17 protein-coding genes are annotated in these 17,759 nt (G+C 72.7%); 11 read left to right on the top strand and 6 right to left on the bottom strand.

Translation table 11 applies throughout. From position 1 onward, the window contains the following. Nucleotides 1-23: 23 nt before the first annotated feature. The gene (locus K8612_RS32895; RefSeq protein ID WP_223765129.1) at nucleotides 24-1,448 is read left to right on the top strand and encodes an MBL fold metallo-hydrolase RNA specificity domain-containing protein; all 1,425 of its coding nucleotides are present in this window, start codon (nucleotides 24-26) and stop codon (nucleotides 1,446-1,448) included. A gap of 31 nt (nucleotides 1,449-1,479) precedes the next feature. Here the strand turns inward: K8612_RS32895 and K8612_RS32890 are convergent, their stop codons facing one another. Continuing rightward, nucleotides 1,480-2,496 (bottom strand): 2-hydroxyacid dehydrogenase, encoded by a 1,017-nt coding sequence (locus tag K8612_RS32890; RefSeq protein WP_223765128.1) that lies wholly within the window; start codon nucleotides 2,494-2,496, stop codon nucleotides 1,480-1,482. A 259-nt stretch (nucleotides 2,497-2,755) separates the two neighbouring features. Between K8612_RS32890 and K8612_RS32885 the strand changes: the two genes are divergently transcribed. Genes K8612_RS32885 through K8612_RS32855 form a run of 7 tightly spaced genes read left to right on the top strand, consistent with a single transcriptional unit; the run spans nucleotide 2,756 to nucleotide 8,919 of the window. Beyond that, nucleotides 2,756-3,094: a hypothetical protein gene (locus tag K8612_RS32885; RefSeq protein WP_223765127.1), complete on the top strand. Its 339-nt coding sequence runs from the start codon at nucleotides 2,756-2,758 to the stop codon at nucleotides 3,092-3,094. Continuing rightward, nucleotides 3,091-4,137 (top strand): hypothetical protein, encoded by a 1,047-nt coding sequence (locus K8612_RS32880; RefSeq protein WP_223765126.1) that lies wholly within the window; start codon nucleotides 3,091-3,093, stop codon nucleotides 4,135-4,137. The genes K8612_RS32885 and K8612_RS32880 overlap by 4 nt, the downstream gene beginning before the upstream one ends. 22 nt (nucleotides 4,138-4,159) lie before the next feature. Beyond that, nucleotides 4,160-4,450, top strand: a complete 291-nt coding sequence (locus K8612_RS32875) for a TraR/DksA C4-type zinc finger protein (RefSeq protein ID WP_223744789.1) — start codon at nucleotides 4,160-4,162, stop codon at nucleotides 4,448-4,450. Between the two features lie 32 nt (nucleotides 4,451-4,482). After that, on the top strand, nucleotides 4,483-5,871 hold the full coding sequence (locus K8612_RS32870) for a sigma-54 dependent transcriptional regulator (RefSeq protein ID WP_223744790.1): 1,389 nt from the start codon (nucleotides 4,483-4,485) through the stop codon (nucleotides 5,869-5,871). A gap of 26 nt (nucleotides 5,872-5,897) precedes the next feature. Further along, on the top strand, nucleotides 5,898-7,103 hold the full coding sequence (locus K8612_RS32865; protein WP_223765125.1) for a sensor histidine kinase: 1,206 nt from the start codon (nucleotides 5,898-5,900) through the stop codon (nucleotides 7,101-7,103). Beyond that, entirely contained in the window at nucleotides 7,103-7,804 is a 702-nt protein-coding gene (locus K8612_RS32860; RefSeq protein WP_223744791.1) for a response regulator, read from the top strand. Before K8612_RS32865 ends, K8612_RS32860 begins: the two co-directional genes overlap by 1 nt. Next, entirely contained in the window at nucleotides 7,801-8,919 is a 1,119-nt protein-coding gene (locus K8612_RS32855) for an ATP-binding protein (protein WP_223765124.1), read from the top strand. Before K8612_RS32860 ends, K8612_RS32855 begins: the two co-directional genes overlap by 4 nt. 6 nt (nucleotides 8,920-8,925) lie before the next feature. Here K8612_RS32855 and K8612_RS32850 read toward each other — a convergent pair whose 3' ends face one another. Continuing rightward, nucleotides 8,926-9,450, bottom strand: a complete 525-nt coding sequence (locus K8612_RS32850; RefSeq protein WP_223765123.1) for a hypothetical protein — start codon at nucleotides 9,448-9,450, stop codon at nucleotides 8,926-8,928. Nucleotides 9,451-9,534: 84 nt separating this feature from the next. Further along, on the bottom strand, nucleotides 9,535-10,449 hold the full coding sequence (locus K8612_RS32845; RefSeq protein WP_223765122.1) for a lytic transglycosylase domain-containing protein: 915 nt from the start codon (nucleotides 10,447-10,449) through the stop codon (nucleotides 9,535-9,537). Between the two features lie 244 nt (nucleotides 10,450-10,693). Here K8612_RS32845 and K8612_RS32840 point away from each other — a divergent pair, with 244 nt between their 5' ends. Next, entirely contained in the window at nucleotides 10,694-11,650 is a 957-nt protein-coding gene (locus K8612_RS32840; RefSeq protein ID WP_223765121.1) for an alpha/beta fold hydrolase, read from the top strand. On the opposite strand, the gene K8612_RS32835 is transcribed toward K8612_RS32840, so the two are convergent. Both K8612_RS32835 and K8612_RS32830 read right to left on the bottom strand, forming a co-directional pair. Further along, complete coding sequence (locus tag K8612_RS32835) at nucleotides 11,636-13,207, bottom strand: ATP-binding protein (protein ID WP_223765169.1); 1,572 nt, start codon at nucleotides 13,205-13,207, stop codon at nucleotides 11,636-11,638. The genes K8612_RS32840 and K8612_RS32835 overlap by 15 nt on opposite strands. A 133-nt stretch (nucleotides 13,208-13,340) precedes the next feature. Then, nucleotides 13,341-14,078 carry an SDR family oxidoreductase gene (locus K8612_RS32830; protein WP_223765120.1) on the bottom strand — a complete coding sequence of 246 codons (738 nt, stop codon included), beginning with the start codon at nucleotides 14,076-14,078 and terminating at the stop codon, nucleotides 13,341-13,343. Between the two features lie 154 nt (nucleotides 14,079-14,232). Here K8612_RS32830 and K8612_RS32825 point away from each other — a divergent pair, with 154 nt between their 5' ends. After that, nucleotides 14,233-15,075: an AraC family transcriptional regulator gene (locus K8612_RS32825; RefSeq protein WP_223765119.1), complete on the top strand. Its 843-nt coding sequence runs from the start codon at nucleotides 14,233-14,235 to the stop codon at nucleotides 15,073-15,075. A gap of 21 nt (nucleotides 15,076-15,096) precedes the next feature. Here the strand turns inward: K8612_RS32825 and K8612_RS32820 are convergent, their stop codons facing one another. After that, a complete protein-coding gene (locus K8612_RS32820) occupies nucleotides 15,097-15,483 on the bottom strand; it encodes a VOC family protein (protein WP_223765118.1) in 387 nt (128 codons plus the stop codon). A gap of 446 nt (nucleotides 15,484-15,929) precedes the next feature. On the opposite strand from K8612_RS32820, the gene K8612_RS32815 reads away from it, so the two are divergent. Then, the gene (locus tag K8612_RS32815; RefSeq protein WP_223765117.1) at nucleotides 15,930-17,234 is read left to right on the top strand and encodes an FAD-dependent oxidoreductase; all 1,305 of its coding nucleotides are present in this window, start codon (nucleotides 15,930-15,932) and stop codon (nucleotides 17,232-17,234) included. Nucleotides 17,235-17,759: the final 525 nt, after the last annotated feature.

Here is a 17,759-nt window from a genome sequence, read left to right as displayed (position 1 = left end):
CTCGTGACGCGAAGGAGAGGGGCATGCACATGACGGATGAGGCGCAGACCACGACCTCGCTGCGGTTCCTGGGGGCGGCGGGCACGGTCACCGGCTCCAGGTTCCTGCTGGAGCGGGAGGGCCGTGGGAGGTGCCGGGTGCTGCTCGACTGCGGCCTGTTCCAGGGCCTCAAGGGCCTGCGCCAGCGCAACTGGGCGCCGCCGCCGTTCGACCCGGTGACGGTGGACGCCGTGGTCCTCAGCCACGCCCACCTGGACCACTCGGGCGCCCTGCCGCTGCTGGCCCGGGGGGGCTTTCGCGGCCCCGTCCACTGCACGCCGGGCACGGCGGACCTGCTGGAGCCGCTGCTGCTCGACGCCGCGTACCTCCAGGAGGAGGACGCGGAGCGGGCCAACCGCCACGGCTACTCGCGGCATCAGCCCGCGCTGCCGCTCTTCACGGTGGAGGACGCGCGGCGCGCGCTCGCGCTCGTGCGCACGCACCCCTACGGCACGCCCTTCGCCGTGGGGGAGGGGCTGGAGGTGACCTTCCGGCGCGCGGGCCACATCCTCGGCTCGGCCACGGTGGACGTCGCGTGGGGGCGGGGGGGCGCAGCGCGCCACCTGGTCTTCTCCGGCGACCTGGGGCGTCCGGGCCGCCCCATCCTGCGCGACCCGGAGCCGGTGCCCGGGGCGGACGTGCTGCTCCTGGAGTCCACCTATGGCGACCGCGTGCACGCGGCCTTCCCGGAAGAGCACCTGGCGCGCGTCATCACGCGCACGGTCCACCAGGGCGGCGTGGTGGTCATCCCCGTCTTCGCGGTGGGGCGCGCGCAGGAGCTGCTCTGGACGCTGCACCGCCTGAGGGACGCGCAGCGTCTGCCGAGCGTCTCCGTGTTCCTGGACAGCCCCATGGCGCAGGACGTGACGGCGCTCTACTGCCTGCACCCGGAGGACCATGACGTGGACATGCAGCGGCTCGTCGCGCAGGCGCGCTGCCCGCTGTGCGCCTCGGAGCACCACTGGGTGCGCACCGCGGAGGCGTCCCGGGCGCTCCTGGAGAGGACGGACCCCCGGGTCATCCTCGCGGCCAGCGGCATGGCCACCGGCGGCCGGGTGCTGCACCACCTGAAGCGCCTGCTGCCGGACCCGCGCAACACCGTGGTGTTCGCGGGCTACCAGGCCGCGGGCACCCGGGGGCGCGCGCTCCAGGATGGCGCGGCCACGGTGCGCATCCACGGGCAGGACGTCCCCGTGCGGGCGGGGGTGGAGACCGTGGACGGCCTGTCGGCGCACGCGGACCGGGAGGAGCTGCTCGACTGGCTGCGCACCTTCCCGCGCCCGCCGCGCGAGACCTGGCTCGTCCACGGGGAGCCCGCCGCCAGCGAGGCGCTGGCGAAGAGCATCCGCGAGCGGATGGGGTGGCGCGTGCGGGTGGCGCGCGATGGCGAGCGCGTGACGCTGGAGTAGCCAGGCCCGCCGCAGCGGCGGCCGGGCCTTGTCAGCGCGGGAGCACCTGCTCGGCCCGGACCTCCGTCGCGTCCAGGGGCTCGCCCCGCTCGAAGCGGCGGATGCTTTCGAGCGTGGTGCGGGCGATGGCGCCCAGGGCTTCACGGGTGAGGAAGGCCTGGTGCGCGGTGATGAGCACGTTGGGGAAGGTGAGCAGCCGCGCGAGCACGTCGTCCTGGAGCACCTGGCCGGAGAGGTCCTGGAAGAAGACGCCCTCTTCTTCTTCGTACACGTCCAGCCCGGCGGCCCCCAGGTGGCCCGACTTGAGCGCCGCCAGCAGGGCCTGGCTGTCGATGAGCGCCCCTCGGCCGGTGTTGATGAGCATGGCCCCGGGCTTCATCCGCGCGAGCGCCGCCGCGTCGATGAGGTGGCGCGTGCCGGGCGTGAGGGGCACGTGCAGGGAGAGGATGTCCGCCCGGGCCAGGGCCTCCGGGAGCGCCACGGGCTCCAGGTGCAGCCCCCGCGCGTCCTCTTCCTTCAACTGGGGGTCCACCGCGAGCAGCCGGCAGCCGAAGCCGTGGAAGATGCGGGCGGTGGCGCGGCCGATGCGCCCCAGCCCCACCAGCGCCACCGTCTTGCCGTGCAGGTCGAACCCCACCAGCCCGTCCAGCGAGAAGTTCCACTCGCGCACCCGCGCGTAGGCGCGGTGCACCTTGCGGTTGAGCGCGAGCACGAGCGCCGCGGTGTGCTCGGCCACGGCCTGCGGTGAGTACTCGGGCACGCGCACGACGGTCAGCCCCAGCCGCGCGGCCTCCGCCAGGTCCACGTGGTTGAAGCCCGCCGAGCGCAGCGCCACCAGCCGCGTGCCCCCTGCCGCCAGCGCCTGGAGGCACGGGCCGTCCAGCCGGTCATTCACGAAGGAGCACACCCCGGGGAAGCCCGCCGCCAGCCCCACCGTCTGGAGCGTCAGGCGGGGCTCGAACCAGGTGAGCGCGTGGCCGAACGCGGCGTTGGCCTCCTCGAAGGCGGCGCGGTCGAAGCGGTGGGTGTCGAAGAAGGCGATGCGCATGGGCGAGTCCCCTGGCGGCGCGGCGAAGGCGGCCGCGGAATCCCGGCGGACTCTGCATCCGCCATGCTCGGCGGGGACACCGGCCCCGGGGGACGGGGGGGCGCAAGCGTTGCGCGGTGCACGGGGGCCGGGGTGCAACTCCTGCGGGGCCCCGCGCGCACGACCCGGGACAAGGCTGGCATGCATCCTGTAAAGCGCTGGGGGTGGGCCGCGCGGCGTGGGGGGCCCGGGACGCGATACGGGAGACGGAGGACGCTCGATGAATGCCACGCATGACGAGGCGGGCCGGCGGTTGCGCCAGCGGTGGCGGGCCCTGCTGGAGCTGAGGCGCAAGCACCGGGAGCTCTTGCGCGAGGTCACCGGCACCGGGGCCCCGGAGTGGGTGGACCGCGCGGTGGCCCTGGAGGAGACGCGGCTGCTCGACGCGCTCGACGCTCGCGAGGCCCGGACCCTGGAGGCGCTGGAGCGCGCGCTGGCGCACCTTCCTCAGGACGGCCGGCCCCGGTGCGAGGCCTGCGGCTCCCTCATCGAGCCCGAGCGGCTCCAGGTCCTGCCGGAGGCCCGGTGCTGCCCCTGGTGCGCGGCGGGCGGACGATGAGCCCGTCGCCCAAGGCTCCGGTCGCCATCGGGTGGTTCGCGCTGGGGTACTTCGCCTGCTACCTGCCCTACAGCGCGCTGACGAAGGCGCTGAGCCTGGGCGCCCTGCCGGGGATGAGCGCGGGGCTGCCGGGCTTCGTGCTGCTGCCCTCCACGTCGCTGGCCACGCTCGCGGGGATGTTCGCGTACCTGACGTGGAGCGGCGCCTTCCAGCACGCGGGGCGGCGGCGCTTCGGGCCGGTGAGCCTGCCCTGGCCGGGGCGCTGGACCTTCCTGTCGGGCCTGTGCACCACGGGCATCATCGCCACCACCACGCTGGCGTACACCTTCGACGGGACGTCCATCGTCTTCATGATGCTGCTGATGCGCGGCGGCGTGCTGGTGCTCGCGCCGCTGGTGGACGCGGTGAGCGGCCGGAGCGTGGCGTGGCCCTCCCGGGTCGCGCTGGGGCTGAGCCTGGCCGCGCTGCTCGTCGCGACGGGGCCGGGCGCGGAGCCGCGCCTCTCCCTGGTGGCGGGGCTGGACTGGGCGGTCTACGTCGTCAGCTACTTCGTGCGGCTGCGCTTCATGAGCCGGCTGGCGAAGAACCACGTGCCCGGCGCGCGCGAGCGCTACTTCGTGGAGGAGCAGATGGTGGCCGCGCCCGCGCTCGTCGTCCTGCTGGCGCTGTGGGCCTTCGCGGGCGTGGGGGGCGCGGCGGAGCAACTGCGCGAGGGCTTCACCGGCATGTTCACGCGGCCCACGCTGGCCGTGGAGCTGGCCGTGGGGCTCTTCTCCCAGGGCAGCGGCATCTTCGGGGGGCTGGTGCTGCTGGATGCGCGGGAGAACACCTTCACCGTGCCCATCAACCGCGCCTCCAGCGTGTTCGCGGGCGTGGGCGCGACGGCCGTGCTCTCCGCGTGGCTGGGGCTGCCCGGCGTGGGCGGCCGGGAGCTGGCGGGCGCCGGGCTGGTGACGGTGGCCGTCGCGGTGCTCGCGCTGCCGGGCGTGCTCGCGGCGCGGCGCAAGCGCTCCGCCTCCGTGTCCCTTCCCCCGGCCTCCTGAAGCCCGCGCGCACGAGGACCCCATGCCCGTCGACCCCATCACGACCCTGGCGCTGCGGATGCTCCTGTCCCGCCGGGACGCGCTGCGTGCCGCGCGCGCGGCGGTGGCTGCCCGGCCGCCCGCGCGGGGAGCAGGCCTGCCACCGCGCGAGCTGGAGGAGGTGGAGGCGGCGCTCGAGCGCATCGCGCAGGGCCGCTTCGGCGGCTGCGAGCGGTGCGGGGGCGCCATCGGCCGGCAGCGGCTGCTCGCCGTCCCGGAGGCGCGCTGCTGCCTGGCGTGCGCGGACGCGCGGGCCCGGGACGTGAACGCGTGAAGACCCTGGGTCCAGGTCTGGTAAGCAGAGGCATGGCCCCAGAACGCATCCTGGTCGTGGATGACGAGGTGAACGCGCGGCGCGCCCTGGCCACCCTCCTCTCGGAGGAAGGGTACGAGGTCCGGGAGGCCGCGGACGGCGCGGAGGCGCTCGCCGCGCTCCCGGACTTCTCACCCGCGCTGGTGCTCACCGACGTGCGGATGCCGCGCATGGACGGCGTCACCCTGCTGCGCCGCGCGAAGGAGGACGGCAGCGACGCGGCCTTCGTGATGATGACGGCGTTCGCCACGGTGGAGGCGGCGGTGGAGGCCATGCGCCTGGGCGCGGAGAGCTACCTCACCAAGCCGCTGGACTTGAACGCCGTGCTCGTCGTGCTGGGCAAGGCGCTGGAGACGCGCCGGCTGAAGCAGGAGACCCGGCACCTGCGCGAGCGGGTGGCGGAGCGCTTCCGCGTGGGCAGCATCATCGGGGACGCGCCCGAGCTCCAGGGCGTCTACTCCCTCATCCACCAGGCGGCCCCCACGCGGGCCACGGTGCTCATCCTGGGGGAGAGCGGCACGGGCAAGGAGCTGGTGGCCCAGGCGCTGCACGAGCTCAGCCCGCGCAAGGCGCGCCCCTTCATCAAGGTGCACTGCGCGGCGCTCAGCGAGGGCCTGCTGGAGAGCGAGCTGTTCGGCCACGAGCGGGGGGCCTTCACCGGCGCCCAGGCGCGCAAGGAGGGCCGCTTCGAGCTGGCGGACGGGGGCACCCTGTTCCTGGACGAGATTGGCGAAATCTCCCCGGCCGTGCAGGTGAAGCTCCTGCGCGTGCTGCAGGGCCGCGAGTTCGAGCGCGTGGGCGGCACGCAGACGTTGAAGGTGGACGTGCGCATCGTGGCGGCCACCCACCGCGACCTGGAGGCGGAGGTGAAGGCAGGCCGCTTCCGCGAGGACCTCTACTACCGCCTCAACGTGGTGGCGGTGACGCTGCCGCCCCTGCGCCGGCGCAAGGCGGACATCCCCGCGCTGGTGAGCCACTTCATCGAGCGCTGCAACGGGGTCCACGGCAAGGCCGTGAAGGGGCTGGCGCCCGGCACCCTGGAGGCGCTGATGAGCCACGACTGGCCGGGCAACATCCGCGAGCTGGAGAACGCGGTGGAGCGCGCGGTGGTGCTCGCGCGGGGAGAAGAGCTCACGGCGGACGACCTGCCGCCCGTGCTGCGCGGCCCCCGCCCCAGCGCCGGGGGCGGCGACCGGCTCATCCCCGGCGCGACGCTCGCCGCCATCGAGCGCGAGGCCATCCTCCGCACGCTGGAGATGGTGCAGGGCTCCACCACGCGCGCCGCGGAGGTGCTGGGCATCAGCGTGCGGAAGATCCAATACAAGCTCAAGGAATACGGCGGCGGTGGCGCCGGCCCGGACGAGGAGCCGGCCGCGTCGTAGGCGCGCGCACGGGGAAGGGATTCGCCATGGAAGCCGGACCTGGAGGCGAGACGGAAGACATCCTGGAGGAGCTCCAGCACTACGTGGGGTTCACCGCCAGCGACGGGGAGGCCCTGCGGGAGCTGCACCCCATCGCCTGCGCGCACTTCGAGCGCATCGCGGACGTCTTCTACCGGCGCATCCTGGAACACCCGGGGGCGCGCGAGGCGCTGGAGGGCGGCGAGAGCCGGGTGGGGCACCTCAAGGTGACGCTCCAGGACTGGATGGGGTCGCTGCTGCTGGGGCCGTGGGACGCGGCCTACTTCGAGCGCCGCTGCCGCATCGGCCGGGTGCACGTGCGCATCCACCTGCCGCAGCACTACATGTTCGGCGCCATGAACCTGCTGCGCCAGGAGCTGACGGCGGTGATGGAGGAGGCGCTGCGCGGCGACCCCGCCCGGGCCTCCCGCCTGGGCCGGGCGCTGGGGAAGATCCTCGACCTGGAGATCGCCATCATGCTGCACACGTACCGCGAGGACCTGCTGGCCCAGGCCGCCCGGGCCGAGCGGCTGGCGACGTTCGGGCAGCTCGTGGGCTCCATCGGCCACGAGCTGCGCAACCCCCTGGGCGTCATCGAGACGTCGCTCTTCATCCTCAAGGGCCGCCCCGCCGCGAAGGACGACGCGCGCGTGACCAAGCACCTGGAGCGCATCGGGGAGCAGGTGGAGGTCGCCAACCACATCGTCACCAGCCTGCTGGACATGATCCGCTCCCGCCCGCTGGTCCGCGCGCCGCTGCGGCTCGCGGAGGTCTGGGCCTCCGCGCTGGAGGCCGTCGCGCCGCCCCCTCGGGTGCGCGTGCGCGAGGAGGGGCTGGAGGCCCTGCCCCCGCTGGAGGGGGACGCGGTGCAACTGCGGCAGGTCTTCGTGAACCTGCTGCAGAACGCGGTGCAGGCCCTGGGCGAGCGCGAAGGCGAGGTGCGGCTGACGGCGGACGTCCCGGAGGACGGGGCGCGGCGGGTCCGCCTGGTGCTGGAGGACAGCGGCCCGGGCCTGGATCCGGCCATCCGCGCGCGCGTCTTCGAGCCGCTGATGACCACGAAGGCGCGCGGGCTGGGGCTGGGCCTGGCGCTCGTGCGGCGCATCCTCGAACGGCATGGCGGCGGCATCGCGTACGCTCCCGCCGAAGCCGGAGCCGGGCCGGGAGGGGCCCGCTTCGTGGTGGAGATTCCCCTGACGCCGGAGCCGTCCTGATGCGCCGCTTCCTGTTGGTGGATGACAACCGGGCCTTCGCGGAGAACCTGGCGGAGATCCTGGAGGACGAAGGCCACCAGGCCACCGTGGTGGACCGGGGCGAGGCCGCGCTCCAGGCCGCGCGCGAGGTGCGCTACGACGTGCTCATCACCGACATGTGCATGGCCGGGATGAGCGGCGCCGCGCTGGTGCACCACCTGCGCCAGCGGGACCCGGGGCTCGCGGCCATCGTCGTCACCGCGCACCCCGGGGAGGCCGAGCTCGCGTGGGCGCGCGCGGAGGGCGTGCTCGCGGTGCTGCCCAAGCCGGTGCCGGTGCCCGCGCTGATGGAGCTGCTCACGCGGGCCCGCCGCGACGGGCTCGTCATGCTGGTGGAGGACGACGTCCACCTGGCGGACAACCTCACGGAGGTGCTGCGCGAGCGCGGCTTCACGGCCGTGGTCGCGCGCTCGGTGCCGGACGTGGCGGGGCTGGCGGCCGTCCGCCCCTTCGCGGCGCTCGTGGACCTGCGCGTGCCGGGCGGCCCCGACGGCGAGGCGCTGCGCCGCGTGCGGGAGCGCTTCCCCGGCACCACCCCCTTCGTCGTCACGGCCTTCCCTGAAGCGCTGCCCCCGGACTTCGAGGGCCGGTGGGTGCGCAAGCCCTTCGACACCGGTGCGCTGCTCGCCGCGCTGGAGCATGTGCACGGAGACCGCGCGTGACGGGGACGGGGAGCGCGGGGGAGCGTCCCCGGGTGCTGGTGGTGGATGACAACGCGGCGTTCCTGGACAACATGAAGGAGCTGCTGGAGGACCAGGGCTACGTCGTCTCCAGCGCGACGAGCTGCGCGGGGGCGCTGGAGCGGGCGCCGGCGGGCTTCGACGTGGCGCTGGTGGACGTCCGGCTGCCGGACGGAGAGGGCTCGTGGCTGGCCCCCCGGCTCAAGGCGCTGGTGCCGGACGGAGAGGTGGTGCTGCTCACGGGCCTGGGCATGCTGGAGGCGGCGGTGGCCGCGGTGCACGCGGGCGCGTGCGCGTATCTGCTCAAGCCCTGCGCCACGCCGGAGCTGCTGGTGACCCTGGAGCAGGCGCTGCGCCAGGTGCGGCTGCACCGCGAGAAGCGGGCGCTGGCCCGGCGCGCGCAGGTGTCGGAGAAGCTGGCCGCGGTGGGCACGCTGACCGCGGGCCTGACGCATGAAATCCGCAACCCCCTCAACGCCGCCACCCTGCAGCTCACCGTCCTGGAGCGGCGCGTGCGCAGGCTGGAGGAGGCCGTCCAGGGGCCGCTCCTGGAGCCGCTGCTGCTGGTGCGGGATGAGATCCGCCGCCTGGACCACATCCTCGAGGACTTCCTCCAGTTCGCCCGCCCCCGCGAGTTCAGGTCGGACGTCGTGGCGGTGGCGCCGCTGTTCGAGCGGGTGGCCAGCCTCCTGTCCTGGCAGGCCGAGCAGCGCGGCGTGACGCTGGAGGTGGAGCCGCCGGGCGCGTTGGACGTGTGGGGCGAGGAGGAGCGCCTGCGCCAGGTGCTGCTGAACCTGGCGCTCAACGCGCTGGAGGCGACGCCTGCGGGAGGCCGGGTGCGCTTCAGCGCGAGCGCGCGCGGCGAAGAGGTGGCCCTCTTCGTGGACGACAGCGGGCCCGGCGTGCCGCTGGAGGCGCGGGGGAGGCTCTTCGAGCCCTTCTTCACGACGAAGGCGAGCGGCAGCGGGCTGGGGCTCTCCATCGTGCACGCCATCGTCACCCAGCACGGCGGCACCCTCCAGGTGGAGGACGGGCCGCTGGGCGGCGCGCGCTTCAGCGTGCACCTGCCGGCGGCCCCGGGGACGCAGCCGCGCTGACGGGGCTCAGGGCGCGGCCGGCGCGGGCGTCACGCCGACGGTCCGCGTCTTGCCGTCCTTGTCCACCTCCAGCTTGAGGCGCGGGGTGCCCTGGGCGTCGTGGATGACGATGCTCGCCACGCCGTCCACCACGCCCATCGTGATGCGCTCCTTCCAGTCCTTCCGGAAGGTGACGGTGGGATTTTCCTTCTCCAGGCCCATGCACATGGCCTCGTAGCTCTCCGTGCTGTCGAAGCAGAGCCCGCGGAAGTCAATGGAGTCGATCATCGCCAGTCCTCCAATCTCCTGCCCGGTGGGACTGAGGAACTGGAGGCCGTAGGCGGTGACGGCGCGCTTCAGGCCCTGGGGGTCGGGCATCGGCGCCGCGATGCGGATGCGCGTCTGGCCGTGCTCGTCGACGACGTTCAGCTCCCGGACGGAGAGGGACTCCGCGGGGCGGGTCGCGGCGGTGCCTCCCGCGCACGCGCCCAGGCCCAGCGCGGAGGAGGAGACAGCGGCCAACACGAACGGACGGAAGGAGGAAGAGGTCATGAGGGGGAAGCTAGACGCAGGCTCCGCCGCTTTCCCCCGGGGGAGTCCATCCTTCCGTCACGGCTGTGTCATGGGCGCGGCGTCCTACGCGGGCAGCGTGCCCTGGCCGGTGGCCAGCGTGTTCATGAAGGACTTCACCTTCTGCACGTAGGTGGCGTCGCCGGTGCCGGCGGGGATGGCGTCCGGGTTGCTCCGGTCCACGCCGTTGGGGCCGGAGTTGTAGGCGCGCAGGGCCAGCTCATCGCTGCCGAACTGCTCCTTCATGTCCTTCATGTAGAAGGCGCCCGCCAGGATGTTGGTCTCCGGGTCGGAGAGGTCCTTGCCCTGGAGCTCCGGGTGCTTCGCCTGCAGCTCCCCGTAGGTGTTGGGGTTGACCTGCATCAGGCCCGTGTCCGTCAGGCCGTTGCCGCCGTTGGTGGAGACGGCCTCCAGGTTGCCGCGCGACTCCTGCCAGATTTGCGCGGCCAGCATCTCCGCCGGCACGCCCGTCTTGGCGGACGCGGACTCGATGGCGCCCCGGAACTTCTCCAGCCCCGGGGGCAGGTTGCCGCCCAGCTTCGAACCGCCGCTCGAGGACGAAGTCATGGGCCCCACGACGCCGGTGTTGCCGTTGAGCGCCACGGGAGGACGGCTGGAGTCCTGCGGCGTGAAGCTGCTGTCCGAGAAGGGCTGCGGACCCGCGCCGCACCTGTTTCGCGGGGCGCCCTGCTCACCCTGGAGCCCCTGCGCGGCGCCCGGCACGGCCTGCGCCACCAAATGCACCACGGAGGACAGCGCCGTCAGCGTGTCCTGCAGCAGCTTGCCCAACTGCGCGCCGCTGCCGGAGCCGGCGTCGAAGCCGTCCTGCTGAAGCGCCGCGAGCCCCGGCGAGCCCGGCTTCTGGCCGGAGGAGAACCCATCCACGCCCCCCGGACGGCCCGCGGCGCGAGGGGCGGCGGCGTCCTGCACCGGCATGCGGAACATGGAAGCGGAGGGGCTGCGGAGGGGCGAGATGGCCATGGCGGGGGACCTCGAAGGGGATGGGGATTTCGTTGAAGCGATGCGGGACCCCATAGCAGCCTGTGTGCCAGCCCCCAGCGGCCCGACGGACGCGGGCAACCGCTGGATTTCACGGGCAACGCGAAGGGCCGCCGGGGCCCGGGCCTGGTGACTCCCGTCACCGCCCCGATGCCCTTCGTCATCATCCGAACCCACCGTCACCCGGGGCATGGCAGGGGGGCGGAGCGTCGTGCAGAACGCTCCCATGGCCGACATCACCCACCGCACCGTCCCGACGAATGGCATCCACCTGCACGTCGCCGAGGCCGGCCAGGGCCCGCTGGTCCTGCTGCTCCATGGCTGGCCGGAGTCCGGGTACTCGTGGCGCCACCAGCTCCGCGCGCTCGCGGACGCCGGCTACCACGCGGTCGCGCCCGACGTTCGCGGCTACGGCCAGAGCGACCGGCCCGAGCCCATCGAGGCCTACAGCATGAAGCAGCTTCTGGCGGACTTCGTGGGGCTGCTGGATGCGCTGGGGGAGAAGACCGCGGTGGTGGTGGGCCACGACTGGGGCTCGGCGATGGCGTGGAACTGCGCCGCGCTGCACCCGGACCGCTTCCGCGCCGTCGTGGGCATGAGCGTGCCGCACCTGGGCCGCACGCCCCTGCCGCCCACCCAGCTCTTCCGGCGCGTGTTCGGGGACACGTGGTTCTACATCCTCTACTTCCAACAGCCGGGCGTCGCCGAGGCGGAGCTCGAAGCGGACATCCCGAGGACGCTGCGCATCACCCTGGGCGGCACCGCCGGCTTCGACACGCAGGAGGAGGCCGTGCGGTCGCGCCACAAGGGTGACGGCTTCCTCACCGGCCTCCAGGCGCCGGACGCGCTGCCCTCGTGGCTCATGGAGGCGGACCTCGCGCACTACGCGAAGGAGCTGGAGCACAGCGGCTTTCGCGGCGGGCTCAATCGCTACCGCAACATGGACCGCGACTGGGAGGAGTTGCCCGAGCTGGCGACGGCCGTCATCCCACAGCCCGCCCTCTTCATCACCGGGGAGAAGGACCCCGGCCGCGCCTTCGCTCCGCTGGACGCCATGAAGGCCCTGGTGCCGCGGCTCCAGGACGTGCTCGTCATTCCGGGCGCGGGCCACTGGATCCAACAGGAGCGCCCCGAGGAGGTGAACGCCGCCCTGCTGGCGTTCCTGGGGTCACTGCCCGCGTGAAGCCCCGTGCCGGGGCAGGCGCACGGTGAAGGTGGTGCCTTCCCTGAGGGTGGAGGTGACCTCGACGGTGCCGCCGTGGGCCTCCACCAGTTGCTTCACGATGTAGAGCCCCAGGCCCACGCTGCGGCCGGTGGAGTCCACCTCCGACGTCGCGCGCTTCAGGGGCTCGAAGATGCCGGGCAGCTTTTGTGGGGGGATGGGCGGGCCCTGGTTGTGGACGGACAGGGACACCCACCCGTCCTCGCCCCGGGTCGTCACCTGCACCGGGCTGGCCTCGGGGCTGTACTTGAGGGCGTTGGTGACTAGGTTCTGCACCACCTGGGCCATCCGCTCGGAGTCCCACACTCCCGTCGCGTCGCCCCGCGCCTGCACCCGCAGGGTGCGGCCGGGGTGCGCCGCATCCACCTGGTCCAACACCTGCCGGGCCACCTGGTGCAGGTCCGACGCCCGGGGCGCGATGGGGATGCCCGCGCCCAGCCGGGCCTGGGTGAAGTCGAGCAGGTCTCCCACGAGCCGCACCGCGCGGTGCACGGCGGCCTGGATGCGCAGCACGGACTGGGCGGTGCGCGCGTCGAGCTCGTCGCGGCGGGCCATGGCGCCCACCGTCAGGTGGATGGCGTTGAGCGGGGTGCGCAGGTCATGGCTGACGATGCCGATGAGTTGCTGCTCGAAGTCGACGCGGTCCTGGAGCTGCCGGGTCAGGACAGCCGCGCGCTGGTGTGCCTTCACCTCGTCCGTGGCGTCCCAGGACACGCCCATGAACCCCTCGACGGCGCCGTCCGGGTCCCGCATGGGCACGTGCGTGAAGTTGAAGTAGCGCTCCACCCGCTCGCCCGTGTCCGGGCAGGGGAACTCGAAGCGCTCCTCCGTGAAGACGCGGGGCTCTCCCTTCTGGAAGACGGGGTCGCAGGCCTTCGCGATGATGGACGGCCCCCAGGCCTCCGGCAGCACTTCCACCAGGGGTCTGCCGAGCACCTCCTCGCTCCCGCGCTCCCAGAAGTGGCACTGGACGGGGTTGGCGAACTGGATGACGTGGTGGGGGCCCCGGAAGATGGCGATGCCCACCGGGGCCTTCTCGAAGATGGCGTAGAGCTTGCGGCGCTCCTTCTCCGCTTCCGCGTGCGCTGCCCGCTCCCGGGCAAGCAGCGCCTCGCGCTCCTCCTCCGCCAGCTTGCGCCCGGTGACGTCCTGCGTGACCTTCACGAATCCGCAGGGCAGGCCCGCGTCGTTGCGCAGGAGCCACAGGTCGATCTCCGCGATGAAGAGGCTCCCGTCCTTGCGCTGCCGGGGCTCCTCGCCCTGGTAGTGCCCTGTCTCGAAGGCCTCCCTCAGCTCTTCTTCCGGGCGCCCCAGTTGGCGGTACTCCTCGGGGAAGAGCATGCGGAAGTGCTGGCCCATGACCTCTTCGGCGCGCCAGCCCTTGATGTGCTCGGCGCCCGGGTTCCAACTGAGGATGTGTCCTTGCAGGTCGATGCCGAAGATGGCGCGGTCCTTCGCGCTCTGGACCAGGAAGCGGAAGAGCACATCCGTGTTCGGCCCTGCGCGCGTGCACTCCATGCGAGCCACGGTCCCTCCAGCCCGTGAAACACGCGAGCCCCGAGCCGCCGTTCCCCCGGGGTGGAGCCGCGTTGCTCGCGCGGGCCGGGCGTGCGCCGGACACGCCCTGCGAGGGACTCGGCGCCTCGCCCGCTCAGTCCTGCGCCGTGGGACGGACAATCACCTCGCCCACGTCCACGTCGGCGGGCTGCTCGATGGCGTAGGCCATGGCCCGGGCAATCGCATCCGGCGGGATCGCGAGCCTGTCCCGGACCTCCTCGAACCGGGTCCGGAGCTCTGGATTCTTCACGTGCTCCAGGAAGTTCGTCCGGGTCATCCCGGGGGAGATGACCGTCACCCGCAGCCTGGGGCCCGCCTCCTGGCGCAGCCCTTCGGAGATGGCGCGCACGGCGAACTTCGTCCCGGCGTAGACCGCCTGACCGGGAACGATCCGGTGCGCGGACGTCGACGCGGTGTTGATGAAGTGCCCGAAGCCCTGCTCGCGGAAGACGGGCAGCGCCGCGGCGATGCCGTACAGCACGCCCTTGATGTTGGTGTCGATCAGCTCCTCCCAGTCGTCGACGCGCAGGTCGTCCAGCGGAGAGGTCGCCAGGCTGCCCGCGTTGTTGATGAGCACATCCAGCCTGCCGAACCGCTCGCACGCCAGGAGGACGAGCCCGGAGACGTCCTCGCGCCGTCTCACGTCGATCCGCGCGGAGAGGGCCTCGCCTCCCGCCTTCGTGATGCGCTCCACCACCGGTCCCAGCCGCTCCAGCCGGCGCGCGCCGAGGACGACCTTCGCTCCACGCCCGGCGAGCAGCAGTGCCGCCGCTTCGCCAATGCCGCTGCTGGCTCCGGTGATGGCGATGACCTTGTCCTGGATGCCTGACATGATGCCTTCCTGCCCGGCCAGGGAAGAGGGGAGGGCCGGGCCTGCGATGCAAGACGTAGCCATGCCGTGGCGCTCCGGGCTTGGGCGTTGTTGGCATGCCGTGCAGGTCAATTTCGCCCAAGCCGGGGGCAAGGCCCGTCCCTAGACTCCAGCCGTGACCGCGCTCCCTCACTCCGTCGTGGATGGTCCCCTGTCCATCCAGACCTTCCTGTTCCCGGAACTGCCGGGCCTGCGGCTGGTGCGCTACCGGACCGACGGGCGGCTGCTGCGCTCCGTGAAGGAGCGGTTCTCCGTGATGCTGACGCAGCGGGGGCACGCGGAGTGGTGGGGGCGGGGCCGGGTCCACGCCTCCTCGCCCCGAACGGTCGACCTCAAGCAGATGGGCGAGGTGCACCGGGACCTGCGCCGCGACGGACCCGCCCGCTTCCAGGTCATCGCCTTCGACGAGCCGCTCGTCACCGAAGCCCGCGAGGCGTTGGGCGTGCCGGCCTCCGCCCGGCTTCGCCAGCTCCAGTTCGAAACGTCACAGCCCGAGGCGGCCGGCTTCGTGCGCCTCCACGCCGTGCTGGATGGGGGGCTGGAGGGACGCGCCAGCGCCCTCGCGCTCCAGACGGCCCTGGCCGAAGCGCTCTCCTCGTTGGTCGGGTGTCTGGAGCGTTCAGGCGCGTCGGAGCGGCGCTACCGCTGGCCCATCCGGCGCGTGGTGGAGGCGCTGCACGAAGCCATTCCAGGGGGCATCACCCTGGAGTCGCTGGCCCATCAGGTGGGCTGGAACCGGTTCCACCTGTGCAGGGCCTTCCGCGAGGCGCTGGGCATGCCTCCGCACGCGTACCTCACCCACCTGCGTGTCTCGCGAGCTCAGCGGTTGTTGTCACAGGGGCTGGCGCCCGCGGAGGTCGCCCTCCAGGTCGGGCTCTGTGACCAGAGTCAGCTCAACCGGCACTTCAAGCGCATCGTCGGCATCACGCCGGGGCAGTTCGCGCGCGCCGTGCACTGAGTCCGCCAGGGTGTGGCCCTCTCAGGAGCGCTCCCGGAAGACCGCTTCGATGTTGTTTCCGTCCGGGTCCAGCACGAAGGCAGCGTAGTAGCCGGCGGGATAGCCCGTCTCGACGCCGCGCAGCCCGGGCGCCCCGTTGTCGGTTCCGCCCGCCGCCACCGCGGCCGCGTGGAAGGCATCGACCTGGGCGCGGCTCGTGGCGGCGAAGGCCGTGTGTTGCTTCACGCCGTGGGGGTGGAAGCGGTCGATCCAGAAGACAGGGTAGTCGCGGCCATAGCCAACGCCGTCCGCCCCGGTGTCCTCGGGGAGCTGCATGGCGCGGCGGAGTCCGAGCGCTCCCAACGCCGCGTCGTAGAAGACCGCCGAGCGGGCGACGTCCGCGACGCCAATGCCGGTGTGATCGATCATGGTCCCCAGTGTATGGGCGCGAAGTCGCGCTCGCGCATCCGGGCGTCGAGGCGCGGGTTGATGCTGTTCCCCACGGAAAGCCTCCGGAGTGACCGTCGCTGCCGTCTGGCTACGAGCGAGTGTCGGGCGCAAGGATCCCGGAAGGGCACAAGCGAACGCTTGGAGACGCTCCAGCGCAATGCACGGCGGTCCAGAACGCAAGCCGTCCGGAGGCGACCAGCATCAAGACACCGAGGGGCTCCTTCGCGCGCTGGAGGCTCCCGGTCGACCGGGGCGCCGGATGAGGCCGGCGCTGTAACCATTATTCGTCCTCGTTCGAGGTGGCCGTTGGATGCCCGGAATGCGCCGGGCGCCGGATGAGGCCGGCGCTGTAACCATTATTCGTCCTCGTTCGTGGTGGCCGGTGGATGCCCGGAATGCGCCGGGCGCCGGGATGGAGGACGGACATGCAGGCGAAGAAGGTGGCCGTGGTGGGCGGGGGGCTGGGCGGCCTCACGGCGGCGGCGCTGCTCGCGCGAGGCGGCTGTGAGGTGACGGTGTACGAGCGCTCCAAGCACCTGGGAGGGCGGGCGCGGACGACGGAGGTGGACGGCTTCCGCTTCAACCTGGGCCCGCATGCCCTGTACCGGGCGGGCGCGGCGTTTCGGGTGCTGGAGCGCCTGGGGGTGAGGCCCACGGGAGGCGTTCCGAATCAGACGGGCTCCCATGCGCTGGTTGCCGGCCGCCTGCACACGCTGCCTCGGGGCGCAGTGACGCTGATGACGACGGACGTGCTGTCGGTCGCTTCGAAGCTGGAGGTGGCGAAGCTGTTGGCGGGGCTGGCTCGAATCGACACGCGGCCGTTGGGCGCCATGTCGATGCGGGAGTGGTTGGAGACGCGCCTGACGCGAAAGGACGGCCGTGCGCTCGTCGGGGCGCTGATCCGCGTGTCCTCGTACTGCGCGGACTTCGAGGCGCTCAGCGCGGAGGCGGGGCTGAAGCAGCTCCAGTGCGCGACCGCCGCGAACGTGCTGTACGTGGACGGAGGGTGGAGCACGTTGGTGGATGCGGTGGAGCGGCTGTGCCGCGAGGCAGGGGCCCGGCTGGAGCTGTCCGCACGGGTGGAGGCCGTCGTCCTCCAGGAAGGCGGCAAGCGGGTCGAAGGCGTGCGGCTCGCGGACGGCACGGTGCACGGCGCGGACGCGGTGGTGATGGCGGGGAGCCCCGCGGACGTGGCGGCGCTGGTGCCGGGGGACGCGGTGCTCGCGCGGGAGGCGCGGGAGGCGGTGCCCATCCAGGCGGCGACGCTGGAGCTGGGGCTGTCGGCCCTGCCGAGGCCGGATGCGTTGTTCGCGCTGGGACTGGATGGGCCCTGGTACGCGTCGGTGCACTCGGCCTCCGCGAAGCTGGCCCCGGAGGGGGGCGCGATGGTGCACGTGGCGAAGTACCTGGGCGGCGCGGACACGGAGGCGAGCGAGGCGTCGTTGGACGCCGTGATGGACGCGCTCCAGCCGGGCTGGCGGGAGAAGGTGGTCGCGCGGCGGTTCCGTCCATCGCTCACCGTCAGCGCCGGGCTGCCCAGAGCCACGAACGGCGGACTGTCAGGGCGCCCCTCGGTGGAGGTGCCACACGTGAGCGGGCTGTACCGGGTGGGCGATTGGGTGGGAGCGGAGGGCATGCTCGCGGACGCATCCCTGGCAAGCGCCGAGGCCGTGGAGCGAGCCCTGGCACAACGCGCCAAGGAGCCTCAACGCCGCACCGCGGGAGCATGAGCTGAAAGGGACCACGGACGAAAGGGCACCGCGCAAGGTGCCATCTCCGAACCGCGAGCGCCGCCCGGCACGGACTCACGGGCCGAAGGAGCACCGAAGCCACACGGTGCAAGCCTGAAGAAATTGGATGCAGAGGAGCCAATCCATCAGCCATCAGCGCCGTCCCCATGAATGAGAACGTGAGAACCCTGCAATGGAGCAGCCCAGCGTGCACGTCCGAGGCGCCGCGCACGAACCTGTCCGACAGTCGGACAAGTTTGAGCGACCACTGCCCGACGGCTCTCATCCCATCCAAGCAGCAGAACCCAGTCCGGAAGTCGGACCCGTTTTGAGGACTGATGCCCAGCGGCTCCCTCGCCACCGGGGCGGAGGAAACCAGTCCGACAGTCGGACAAGTTTGGAGGACCACGGCCCAGCGGCTCCCTCGCCACCGGGGCGGAGGAAACCAGTCCGACAGGAGGTCTGCGCGGAATAAGCAGTCCTACGAGCCGCATAGAGGTGGGGTGACATCGCAAGAAGAAGCCC

Source organism: Corallococcus sp. AS-1-6, assembly GCF_020037015.1.
Classification (GTDB): domain Bacteria; phylum Myxococcota; class Myxococcia; order Myxococcales; family Myxococcaceae; genus Corallococcus.
This window is presented reverse-complemented; position numbering and strand designations above follow the sequence as displayed.

Excerpts from the sequence above, each read along its gene's own strand:
- K8612_RS32895 (WP_223765129.1), top strand. The coding sequence starts at position 24 with ATGCACATGACGGATGAGGCGCAGACCACGACCTCGCTGCGGTTCCTG.
- K8612_RS32890 (WP_223765128.1), bottom strand. The coding sequence starts at position 2,496 with ATGCGCATCGCCTTCTTCGACACCCACCGCTTCGACCGCGCCGCCTTC.
- K8612_RS32885 (WP_223765127.1), top strand. The coding sequence starts at position 2,756 with ATGAATGCCACGCATGACGAGGCGGGCCGGCGGTTGCGCCAGCGGTGG.
- K8612_RS32880 (WP_223765126.1), top strand. The coding sequence starts at position 3,091 with ATGAGCCCGTCGCCCAAGGCTCCGGTCGCCATCGGGTGGTTCGCGCTG.
- K8612_RS32875 (WP_223744789.1), top strand. The coding sequence starts at position 4,160 with ATGCCCGTCGACCCCATCACGACCCTGGCGCTGCGGATGCTCCTGTCC.
- K8612_RS32870 (WP_223744790.1), top strand. The coding sequence starts at position 4,483 with ATGGCCCCAGAACGCATCCTGGTCGTGGATGACGAGGTGAACGCGCGG.
- K8612_RS32865 (WP_223765125.1), top strand. The coding sequence starts at position 5,898 with ATGGAAGCCGGACCTGGAGGCGAGACGGAAGACATCCTGGAGGAGCTC.
- K8612_RS32860 (WP_223744791.1), top strand. The coding sequence starts at position 7,103 with ATGCGCCGCTTCCTGTTGGTGGATGACAACCGGGCCTTCGCGGAGAAC.
- K8612_RS32850 (WP_223765123.1), bottom strand. The coding sequence starts at position 9,450 with ATGACCTCTTCCTCCTTCCGTCCGTTCGTGTTGGCCGCTGTCTCCTCC.
- K8612_RS32845 (WP_223765122.1), bottom strand. The coding sequence starts at position 10,449 with ATGGCCATCTCGCCCCTCCGCAGCCCCTCCGCTTCCATGTTCCGCATG.
- K8612_RS32840 (WP_223765121.1), top strand. The coding sequence starts at position 10,694 with ATGGCCGACATCACCCACCGCACCGTCCCGACGAATGGCATCCACCTG.
- K8612_RS32835 (WP_223765169.1), bottom strand. The coding sequence starts at position 13,207 with ATGGAGTGCACGCGCGCAGGGCCGAACACGGATGTGCTCTTCCGCTTC.
- K8612_RS32830 (WP_223765120.1), bottom strand. The coding sequence starts at position 14,078 with ATGTCAGGCATCCAGGACAAGGTCATCGCCATCACCGGAGCCAGCAGC.
- K8612_RS32820 (WP_223765118.1), bottom strand. The coding sequence starts at position 15,483 with ATGATCGATCACACCGGCATTGGCGTCGCGGACGTCGCCCGCTCGGCG.
- K8612_RS32815 (WP_223765117.1), top strand. The coding sequence starts at position 15,930 with ATGCAGGCGAAGAAGGTGGCCGTGGTGGGCGGGGGGCTGGGCGGCCTC.